The 10,280-nt window shown below is 62.7% G+C and carries 9 protein-coding genes and 1 pseudogene; all 10 read left to right on the top strand.

Annotation, left to right across the window (positions count from 1 at the left end):
- Window positions 1-1,151: pseudogene (locus I5W_RS19250) on the top strand (ABC transporter substrate-binding protein); the annotation flags it as partial.
- A 71-nt stretch (window positions 1,152-1,222) separates the two neighbouring features.
- Window positions 1,223-2,140, top strand: a complete 918-nt coding sequence (locus I5W_RS19245; protein WP_044530432.1) for an ABC transporter permease — start codon at window positions 1,223-1,225, stop codon at window positions 2,138-2,140.
- 28 nt (window positions 2,141-2,168) lie between these two features.
- The gene (locus I5W_RS19240) at window positions 2,169-3,098 is read left to right on the top strand and encodes an ABC transporter permease (RefSeq protein WP_044530431.1); all 930 of its coding nucleotides are present in this window, start codon (window positions 2,169-2,171) and stop codon (window positions 3,096-3,098) included.
- 36 nt (window positions 3,099-3,134) lie between these two features.
- A complete protein-coding gene (locus I5W_RS19235) occupies window positions 3,135-4,139 on the top strand; it encodes an ABC transporter ATP-binding protein (protein ID WP_044530430.1) in 1,005 nt (334 codons plus the stop codon).
- Window positions 4,136-4,981 (top strand): ATP-binding cassette domain-containing protein, encoded by an 846-nt coding sequence (locus I5W_RS19230; protein ID WP_044530429.1) that lies wholly within the window; start codon window positions 4,136-4,138, stop codon window positions 4,979-4,981. Before I5W_RS19235 ends, I5W_RS19230 begins: the two co-directional genes overlap by 4 nt.
- Before the next feature lie 39 nt (window positions 4,982-5,020).
- Window positions 5,021-6,442 carry a M20 family metallopeptidase gene (locus tag I5W_RS19225; protein WP_044530428.1) on the top strand — a complete coding sequence of 474 codons (1,422 nt, stop codon included), beginning with the start codon at window positions 5,021-5,023 and terminating at the stop codon, window positions 6,440-6,442.
- Window positions 6,439-7,638, top strand: coding sequence for a M20 aminoacylase family protein (locus I5W_RS19220; RefSeq protein WP_017451568.1), 1,200 nt, complete (start codon window positions 6,439-6,441; stop codon window positions 7,636-7,638). Before I5W_RS19225 ends, I5W_RS19220 begins: the two co-directional genes overlap by 4 nt.
- Before the next feature lie 427 nt (window positions 7,639-8,065).
- Window positions 8,066-8,377, top strand: a complete 312-nt coding sequence (locus tag I5W_RS19210) for a hypothetical protein (protein ID WP_017451570.1) — start codon at window positions 8,066-8,068, stop codon at window positions 8,375-8,377.
- Between the two features lie 348 nt (window positions 8,378-8,725).
- Window positions 8,726-9,394 (top strand): DUF2026 family protein, encoded by a 669-nt coding sequence (locus I5W_RS19205; RefSeq protein ID WP_044530426.1) that lies wholly within the window; start codon window positions 8,726-8,728, stop codon window positions 9,392-9,394.
- Window positions 9,395-10,081: 687 nt separating this feature from the next.
- A partial coding sequence (locus I5W_RS32905; RefSeq protein ID WP_217284456.1) for a hypothetical protein occupies window positions 10,082-10,280 on the top strand: 199 nt, incomplete at its 3' end.

The raw sequence follows: 10,280 nt of genomic DNA, 5'->3' as shown, positions 1-10,280 counted from the left end.
GTCACGCGCCAGAACACCGACTGGATCAAGAGCGTCGACAAGCTGGGGACTACAAGGTACGCATCAACNTGAAGGCCCCGTTCCCGCGGGCGCTGGAATACCTGGCCCGGCCCCTGCCGATCTATCCCGCCGCCTATTTCAAGAAGGTCGGCCTGGAAGGCTTTTCCAAAGCGCCCATCGGCACCGGTCCCTACAAGGTCACCAGCGTCACGCCAGGGCAGGGCGTGACCCTGGTCAAGAACACCAACTACTTCAAGGATAGCCCGCAGGGCCAACCCTCCATCGGCAACATCAAGTTCGTGGTGATCCCCGATCCGGAAACCCGTGCCGCGCAACTGATGACCGGCGCCATCGACTGGATTTGGCGCGTGCCGCCGGACCAGGCCGATTCCCTCAAGACCAATCCCAAGCTGGCCGTGCAGAGTGGCGAAACCATGCGGGTCGGTTTCATCACCCTGGACGTGACCGGTAGCTCGGCCCCCAATTCGCCCTTCAAGGATGTGCGCGTGCGCCAGGCGGTCAACTATGCGATCAATCGCAAGGGCTATGCCGACAACCTCATGCGTGGCGGCAGCCAGCCGGTCTATACAGCCTGTTTCCGCACCCAGTTCGGGTGCGACAGCAATGCCGCCATCAAGTACGACTACAACCCGGCCAAGGCCAAGGAATTGCTGGCGGCAGCCGGTTATCCCAACGGTTTCGATACCGACATCTACGCCTATCGCGAACGTGAAATCGCCGAAGCCATCATCGGCGACCTGCGCAAGGTCGGCATCCGTGCGCGCCTGCACTACATGAAGTTCGCCGCCCTGCAGACCGAGTACCGCAGCGGCAAGACTCCCATGAGTTTCTATTCCTGGGGCTCGTTCTCGATGAACGATACCTCGGCCTTCGCCGGTGTCTATTTCAAGGGTAGTGCGGACGACATCACCAAGGATCCGCAACTGCAGCAATACCTGCAGAGCGCCGACACTTCGATCGATCCGGCCGTGCGCAAGGCCAACTACTCCAAGGCATTGGAACTGATTTCCAAGCAGGCTTACATCGCACCGATGTTCTCCTACTCGACCTACTATGCCTACAACGCGCAGCTGAAGTTCCAGGGCTATCCCGACGAGTTGCCGCGCTTCTACGAAGCTTCCTGGAAATAAACCCGGTGGCGCATGCCCTGCGTGCGCCGCTCCTGACGTCATCCGCCCAGCTTCTGCAAGGAAGGATCGCCATGTTGATCTACCTCCTGCGCCGCCTCGCCATCGCCTTGTGCGTGGCGCTGACGGTGTCCGTCGTCAGCTTCACCTTGCTGCATCTCTCCGGAGATCTGGCGGTCTCCATCGCCGGGCCGGAAGCCACGGCCGCGCAGGTCGAATCGGTGCGTACCCAGTTCGGCCTGGACCGTCCGCTGACCACGCAATACGTGGACTGGCTGGGCCGTGCCGTGCAGCTCGACTTCGGCAAGTCCTTCTACTTCCAGGGGCCGGTGATGGAAATGATTTCCGAACGCCTGCCCATCACCTTCAAACTGGGCGGCAGCGCCTTGCTGCTGGCGATCCTGACCGCCATTCCATTGGGCGTGCTGGCGGCGCTCTATCGCGATACCTGGCTGGATCGCACGGCACTGCTGATTGCCGTGGTCGGGCAGGCCATGCCCAGCTTCTGGTTCGGCCTCACGCTGATCCTGATCTTCGCGGTCACCCTGCACTGGCTGCCGGTGGCGGGCAATGAGAGCTGGCAGCACTTCATCCTGCCGGCAGTGGCGCTGGGCTATTACGCCATGCCGGCCATGATGCGTCTGACCCGCTCGGGGATGTTGGAAGTGCTGGGGTCGGATTACATCCGCACTGCCCGCGCCAAGGGCCTCTCCAAGTCGCGGGTGGTGTTCAAACATGCGCTGCGCAATGCCGTCATTCCGGTGGTGGCATTGGCGGCGGTGGAGTTGGGCTTCATGCTGGGCGGCTCGGTGGTGATCGAATCGGTGTATTCCATGCAGGGCCTGGGGCAGTTGGCCTGGGATGCCATCTCGCGCAATGACTATCCGGTGGTGCAGGCGGTGGTGCTGATCATCGCCATGTTCTACATCGGCCTGACCTTCCTGGCCGATGTGATCAATGCGCTGCTCGATCCGCGCATCCGTACCCGTTGATGTCGCTATCGATCATCAGGACTCTGCCATGAATGCGATCACTACTGCCACCCCTCCCACCATGACCTCCACTCCCGTGCTGCAAGCGGCACTGCCGCCGCTACCTGCCTGGCGCCGCCAGTTGCGTCGTCTGCTCGGCCATCGCGGCCTGATGCTGGGCGCCGCCGTGCTCGCCGTGATCGTGCTGGCGGCGATCTTTGCACCGCTGCTGGCGCCCCATGATCCCTTCGATCAGGATGTCACCGCGCGCCTGATCCCGCCCGTGTGGCAGGCCCAGGGCAGTTGGGAACACATCCTCGGCACCGACAAGCTGGGCCGCGATTACCTCTCGCGCCTGATCTTCGGCGCCCGCGTCTCGCTGACCATCGGCATCGCCGCCGCGCTGCTCTCGGGCCTGATCGGCACCACCCTGGGCGTGCTGGCCGGCTACTTCGGCGGACGCACCGATGCCGTCATCAGCTACCTCATCACTACCCGTCTGGCCATGCCGGTGGTGCTGGTGGCGCTGGCCATGGCCTCGCTGGTGGGTGGTTCGTTGAAGGTGGTGATCGTGTTGTTGGGCCTGCTGCTGTGGGACCGCTTTGCCGTGGTCACGCGTTCGGCCACGCAGCAGTTGCGCGATGCCGAATTCATCGCGGCGGCCAAGGCCATCGGCGCCTCCACCCCGTACATCCTGCTGCGCGAGATCCTGCCCAACATCATGGGCGCCTTGATCGTGGTAGCGACCCTGGAGATGGCCCACGCCATCCTGCTGGAAGCCACGCTGTCCTTCCTGGGGCTGGGCGTACAGCCGCCCACGCCGTCCTGGGGCCTGATGGTGGCCGAGGGCAAGACCTACATGTTCTTCAAGCCGTGGGTGATCGTCATTCCCGGCGTGGCGCTGGCGTTGCTGGTGCTGGCCATCAACCTGGTCGGCGATGGCCTGCGCGATGTGAATGCGCCCGATGGCCGTAACTGAAATTCCCACGCACCCACCGTACCCAAGGAGCAGACCATGAGTGTATTGCTGGATGTGAAGAACCTGAAGGTGGACTTGCCCACCGAGAACGGCATGTTGCACGCCGTGCGCGGCATTGATTTCCAGGTGCGGCGCGGAGAAATGCTCTGCCTGGTCGGCGAATCCGGCTGCGGCAAGTCCATGACCTCGCTGGCCCTGATGGGGTTGCTGCCGCGCAAGGCGCAATGCAGTGCCGACCATATTCTGTTCGACGGCGCCGATCTGAATGGCATGAGCGAAAAGCAGCGGATGCAATTGCGCGGCAAGCGCATGTCGATGATCTTCCAGGAGCCGATGACCTCGCTCAATCCCTCCTACACGCTGGGTAATCAACTCTGCGAGGCCATGCTGCAGCAACCCGGCGTGACCCGTGGCGAAGCGCGCGAGCGCGCGCTCTACCTGTTGCATCGCACCGGCATTGCCAATGCCGAAGACCGCCTGCGCCAGTATCCGCACCAGCTCTCGGGCGGCCTGCGCCAGCGCGTGATGATCGCCATGTCGCTCATGTGCAGTCCCGACCTGATCATCGCCGACGAACCCACCACCGCCCTGGACGTGACCATCCAGGCCCAGATCCTGCGCATGATCCGCGAGCTGCAACAGGAGTTCGGTACCGCCGTCATCTTCATCACTCACGACCTGGGCGTGGTCTCGCGTATCGCCGACCGGGTGGCGGTGATGTATGCGGGGCAGGTGGTGGAGACCACCGATGTGGCGCAACTGTTCGCCCAGCCGCGTCACCCTTATACGCGTGGCTTGCTCAACTGCATTCCGGTGCGTGGCAAGACGCTGCCGGGCAGCCGCCTGCAAGCCATTCCCGGCGTGGTGCCCAGCCTGGTGGGCCAGGTCAGCGGCTGCGCCTTCCGCAATCGCTGCGCGCTGGCCGATGGCGCTTGCGAGAGCGATCCGCCCATGGTGCAGCAGGGTCCTTGCAACGCGCCGCACCAGGCGCGCTGCTGCAAGCTGGATGTTCCGGTTTCCGAAATGGAGGTGGCAGCATGACGACCCAGACCTTGCCCCCGGCGCCATTGGACGATATCGCGCTGGAGTTGTGCGCGCTGTCCAAGGTATATCCGATCAAGCGTGGCTTGTTCCAGCCTCCTGGCGAACTGAAGGCCGTCAATGACGTCTCGCTGCGCCTGTATCGCGGCGAGACCCTGGGCCTGGTGGGCGAATCCGGCTGCGGCAAGAGCACCCTGGCCAAGATGCTGCTGGGCCTGTTGGCGCCGAGTTCGGGCAATGTGCTCATCAACGGCCAGGAAGTCGATCCGACCCAGCGGCGTGAACATGCGCGGCATATCCAGCCGATCTTCCAGGACCCGTATTCCTCCTTGAATCCGCGCAAGACCGTGGGCGAGATCGTCGGCCTGCCCTTGAAGCTGCATGGCCTCGGTAACGCCGCCGAGCGCAGCCGCAAGGTCAAGGACATCCTCGACCTGGTGGGGATGCCCGAGCGCACCCACCTCCAGTATCCCAACCAGCTCTCGGGCGGCCAGCGCCAGCGGGTGGCCATTGCGCGCGCGCTGATCCTGCGCCCCGACATCCTCATCTGCGATGAACCGACCTCGGCGCTGGACGTGTCGGTGCAGGCGCAGATCCTCAACCTGCTGCTGGACCTGAAGGCCGAGTTCGGACTGACCTATCTCTTCATCAGCCATGACCTGGGCGTGGTGGAACACCTGGTGGACCGGGTGGCGGTGATGAACAAGGGCAGCATCGTGGAATGTCAGAGCCGTGAACAAATCTTCAGCAACCCGCAGCACCCCTATACCCGCATGTTGCTGGCCTCGGCGCTGACGCCCGAACCGGGCCTGGGCATCCCGGCGCTGGCTGCGGCCGCATGAAAAGATGAAGCAAAACGACAACGACACAGGAGCAGCAGCATGAGCAGAGCACAAGCCATCGCCGGCGTACAAGCCTACTTCGACGAAGGCCGTTTCATGGACACCTTGAAGCGCCGCGTGGCCATCCGTACTGAAAGCCAGGAGCCGGCCAGCCTGCCTATCCTCTACGACTACCTGCACCAGGAAATCACGCCTTACCTGCAGACCCTGGGTTTCCAGTGCGAGGTGATCGACAACCCGGTGGCCGGCGGTGGCCCCTTCTTGATCGCCGAGCGCAGCGAAGCGGGCGCGGCCTTCACGGTCCTGACCTATGGCCACGGCGACGTGGTGCGCGGCTATGACAAGCAATGGCGCGCCGGCCTCTCGCCGTGGGAGATCGTGGTGGAAGGCGAGCGCTGGTACGGACGCGGCATTGCCGACAACAAGGCCCAGCACACCATCAACTTCGCCGCCCTGGAAGAAGTGATGAAGGTGCGCGGCGGCCAGTTGGGCTACAACGTCAAGCTGATCCTGGAGATGGGCGAGGAAAACGGTTCGCCCGGCTTGAACGAGGTCTGCCAGCAATATGCCCAACGCCTGCAGGCAGACCTCTTCATCGCCTCCGATGGGCCGCGTGTGAATGCGCCGACGCCGACCATGTTCCTCGGCTCGCGCGGCGGCTGCAATTTCGACCTCACCTGCCACCTGCGCGACGGCGCGCACCATTCCGGCAACTGGGGCGGCCTGCTGCGCAATCCCGGTGTGCGCCTGGCCCATGCGATTGCCTGTCTGGTCGATGAACGTGGCGCCATCCGCGTGCCAGCATTGCTGCCCGAGGCGCTGCCGTCGAACGTGCGCAAGGCACTGGCCAACGTCAAGGTGGGCGGTGGTGCGACCGATCCCGAGATCGACCCGGATTGGGGTGAGCCCGACCTGAGCCCGGCCGAGCGCGTGTTTGGCTGGAATACGCTGGAAGTGCTGGCCTTCAAGACCGGCAACCCGGACGCCCCGGTCAATGCCATTCCCGGCCATGCCAGCGCGCATTGCCAGATCCGCTTCGTGGTCGGCAGTGACGATGCACATTTCATCGACCACATCCGTGCTCATCTGGATGAACATGGTTTCGATGATGTCCAGGTCCAGCAGGTCGGCGTACAGTTCGCCGCCACCCGGCTCGATCCCGATGACGAATGGGTGCGCTGGGGCCTGGCCTCGCTGCAGGAGACCACTGGCAAGACGCCCACGCTGCTGCCCAATCTCGGTGGCTCGCTGCCCAACGATGTGTTTTCCGAAACCCTGGGCTTGCCCACGCTGTGGGTGCCGCACTCCTACCCGGCCTGCTCACAGCACGCGCCCAACGAGCATATACTGGCCAGCGTTTCACGCGAGTCGCTGCAACTGATGGCCGGCCTGTTCTGGGACCTGGCCGAGCAGGGCCGCGATGTGCTGGCGCGCCGCGCCCCCGTACCGGAGCAGACATGAATCACCCCCACGAGCACCAGCTGTGCGAGGTCGCCGACCTGCACGACCTGAAAGAGGAAATCACCGGCCTGCGCCGTCACATTCACCAGCATCCCGAGCTGTCCTTCGAGGAGGTCGATACCGCCGCCCTGGTGGCTGCGCGCCTGGAAGAATGGGGCTATGCGGTGACCCGCCACATCGGCGGCAATGGCCTGGTAGCGACCTTGCGCGTGGGCAGCAGTACGCGCAGCATCGGCCTGCGGGCCGACATGGATGCCTTGCCGATCCAGGAAGAAACCGGCCTGGACTGGGCCAGCATCAAGCCCGGCGCGATGCACGCCTGCGGTCATGACGGCCATACCGCCATGCTGTTGGGGGCGGCCAAGCACCTGGCGCGCACCCGCCGTTTCGATGGCACCTTGAACCTGATCTTCCAACCCGCCGAAGAGGCCGGCTTCGATAGTGGTGCACAGAAGATGCTGGCCGATGGCCTGTTCGAGCGTTTTCCCTGCGACGCCGTCTTCGGCATCCACAATCATCCGGGCGTGGAGGAGGGGACCTTCATGTTCCGTAGCGGCCCCTTCATGGCCGCCTGCGATACGGTCAAGATCCGCATCACCGGCCGCGGCAGCCATGCGGCACGGCCGCACCTGTCGGTCGATCCGGTGGTGGCGGCGGCCAGCGTGGTGATGGCCTTGCAGACGGTGGTGGCGCGCAATGTCGATCCGATGGAAACAGCGGTGGTCACGGTGGGCAGCCTGCACGCCGGACGCGCCTCCAACGTGATCCCGGAATTCGCCACCCTGGAATTGAGCGTGCGTTCCTTCAAGCCCGAGGTGCGCGAGCTGCTGGAGCAGCGCATCCGCGCCCTGGTGAGCAGTCACGCCGAGAGCTATGGCGCCCAGGCCCAGATCGAGTATCTGCGCGGCTATCCGGTGCTGGTCAATAGCCAGGCCGAAACCGACTTCGCCCGCAGCGTGGCCGAGGAACTGGTGGGGCCCGACAAGGTGATTGCCCCCTTTGGCCCGATTGCCGGCAGCGAAGACTTCGCCTACTTCCTGCAACAGCGTCCCGGCTGCTTCCTGCGGGTGGGCAATGGCCGTGGCCAGCCCATGCTGCACAACGCCGGCTACGATTTCAACGATGCCAATATCCCGGTGGGCGCGGCCTACTGGACCCGGCTGGTGGAACGCTGGATGCCAGCCAAGGCGGGCTGAGTGGCAGGCCAGCGCTTATGCGTCACCGGTATAAGCGCATGAGCAATGCTTCGTTCCACGCTGGGCGGGAGATGGTTACAGTAGGGACGTCTCCTCAGGACGTCCTCGACTTGGACTATTCGAGCTTGAACCCGCCATGCGCAAGCCTGGCGGGTTTTTTTATTGTCACGCGCCGCTGCTGCTTGCATTTTGCGTAACTGCGCCGCCTGCCTGCGATTCCAGGCATCGCCCGCCAAGCCGCAGCCTGCCTACGCTTGAGCTTGGCAATCCTGTGATGGATCAGGAATTCCCCGATGTTCGCCCGGACCTGCAGCACCTACCATGGGAACCAATGAAACGCGGTCTGTGCCTCTGACTCCCGGCATCACGATGGAGAGTCATCCATGGTACGCAAGACCTCACCGAAGTCGCTTGCCAGGAGCCAGTCATGCATTTTCTCGCCGAATCCTTAACGGGTGAAATCACCCTGATGTTCATCAGTTACCTGATTTTTTGCACCGTCCTGATGTATCTGTTCGTCAAGACCGATCGCGAATGGGGCCAACTGGAAGTGTCGCTGGATGATGTCGGTCAGCGCGAGCCGCACGCCATGGCCACGACCATGCGCTATACCGCATTAGCCGCAGACGACCGCTCGCTGTTCAACAATGGCCTGACCCGGCCCTCGTTGCAGCACTGCGCGCAGTATCACGATATCGATTGCACCTGCTTCATGCAGGCGCAAAAGCCCATGAATTGAATGCCTGGGGGAAAGAGGGTGGGGGAAGTAGGGGTGTAGGGGGAGTAGTGAAGTTGTACGGTAGCAAGGCAGTAGCCTTGCCGGTACTAGGGGTAGTGCTGGTAAGGGTGGCAGTGGCTGTAAGCAGCAAGTTTGTGAGCTAGGGTTGTACCGCAGTTGAAGTAGTAGTAGCTGTAGTAGTGGCAGTAGCAGCAGAGTTGTTGCAGTAAAAATCTCTTGAGGGTGGAACGGCAAGTCGTGAATCCGCTTTTGTTCCAAAGCGCGTCACGCAACGGAAGTCGGCAGTGTCGTGCTTCCGTGGAGCGGCCTAGCGGCTTGCCCGTTCTTTTCCATGAGAAAATAGCGTCCATGCAAAGTACACATTCCTCCGCGCAGAACCTGCGCCCATTGATTCCCCTGGCCGATTACCAACGCATCTTCCGCGTCATCCATTCGGTGCTCCATAGCGTGGAGGCCGATATCCCGGCCGCCAGTTTCTTCTTCTCCGTCACCGCTGCCCAGATCCTCAAGAAGTTCTACAAGCGCAACGCCTTCCCCGTGGCCGGTGCCGCCTTCTACCTGATCCGCGAGGACGGTGGCGGGGCCCTGTCCTTCGGTACGCTGGGCGAGGATGGTCAGAGCGTGGCCAGCCATCAGGATGCCTTCCATGCCTGGGTCCAGTGCGATGGCTATGCGCTGGACTTCATGGCGCCGCTGTTCCAGGAACTGCTGGTCTCGGCCGGTCATCCGCTGCCGGTGCCGCGCCAGATGTTCCAGAAGGACTTGCAGCGCATGAGCGAGGGCGTACAGGCCTTGGCCCGACCGGGCGACTTCTACCTGGCTTCCAATCTGGAACTGACGCGTGAACTGTTGCAGCAGTTCATGGCCAAGAAAGCCCTGACCAACCTGTCGCAACTGTGCCTGGAATGGTTCCGCAAGCCGCCCAAGACCATGCCCGACGACCTCGCACTGCAAGGCGCCGATGGCGAAGTCTCGCGCATCAAGCTGCAAGCCACCGCCATCGAAGGCGTCTGGTAATTTTGCGGTAGTTGTTCTGAAGGGAAATGTCGTGGAGGCGGACGCCTCCGAAGGGAGGGTGTGCTGGACAGATGTCCAACACACCATGCGATCATGCATATCGGTTGCATGTACCGCACTAGGGTTCCCACTATAGGTCGTCGATATGACGGCCTCATGACATTTCTGCATATTGCCCGTCTGTTTTTTCCTGTTTCTTCATCTTCTTTTGATTCCTTGTGCACTGTCACGGCACGGTCATACGTGCTGGCTAGACTTGCGCCTGTCTCCTCTGTACCTGTGCAGATGTTTTGCCTGCGATGCGAGCGCATCGCAGGCTCTTTTCTCCGGGGCAGCCAGTTTTCTTGCGCTTCATGCTTCACGCCCAGGCCGGACAGTGGCGTCGTAACCCGGCAGTACGCACACGTGATGGAAGCCGCGGTCCTCCCTTCCCGGTGGGTGCCAACCTGCCGGTGCGCGGCGCGGGGTGCGTCCATCCCTTCCCGGGCAGGCTTCGTTCGCGGGGTCTGCCCCTCGCCTTTCCCGCCTTCTTTTCCTTTGCAGTGCACGCGCCTTGCCCATCTGCTGGCCTGATGGAAAATCTCTTTTTGAATCAGTGACTTGAATCGCTTGCCAAGCGTTTGTCCACAGGCTTGCCACCAAAATATGTGGATATCCTGTGGCGCTGCACAGCGGGAGGCTTGCGGGATGTCGCCTGTGCTGGTGGCGATCAAAAGCAAAAAAATCTTTGGAATCAATGGCTTGACGGGCTTGTCCAGCCCTTGTCCACAGGCTTGCTCCCAAAAAGTGTGGATATCCCCCTGCCCAGCCAGGCCGGGCGCGGCTTGGCGCCGGATGGGCGAACATCGGGCGCAGCTGCTGCGCTTTGCATCCAGTCAAGAAATGC

The organism is Herbaspirillum sp. B65 (assembly GCF_000333555.1).
GTDB lineage: Bacteria > Pseudomonadota > Gammaproteobacteria > Burkholderiales > Burkholderiaceae_D > Herbaspirillum > Herbaspirillum rubrisubalbicans.
This window is presented reverse-complemented; position numbering and strand designations above follow the sequence as displayed.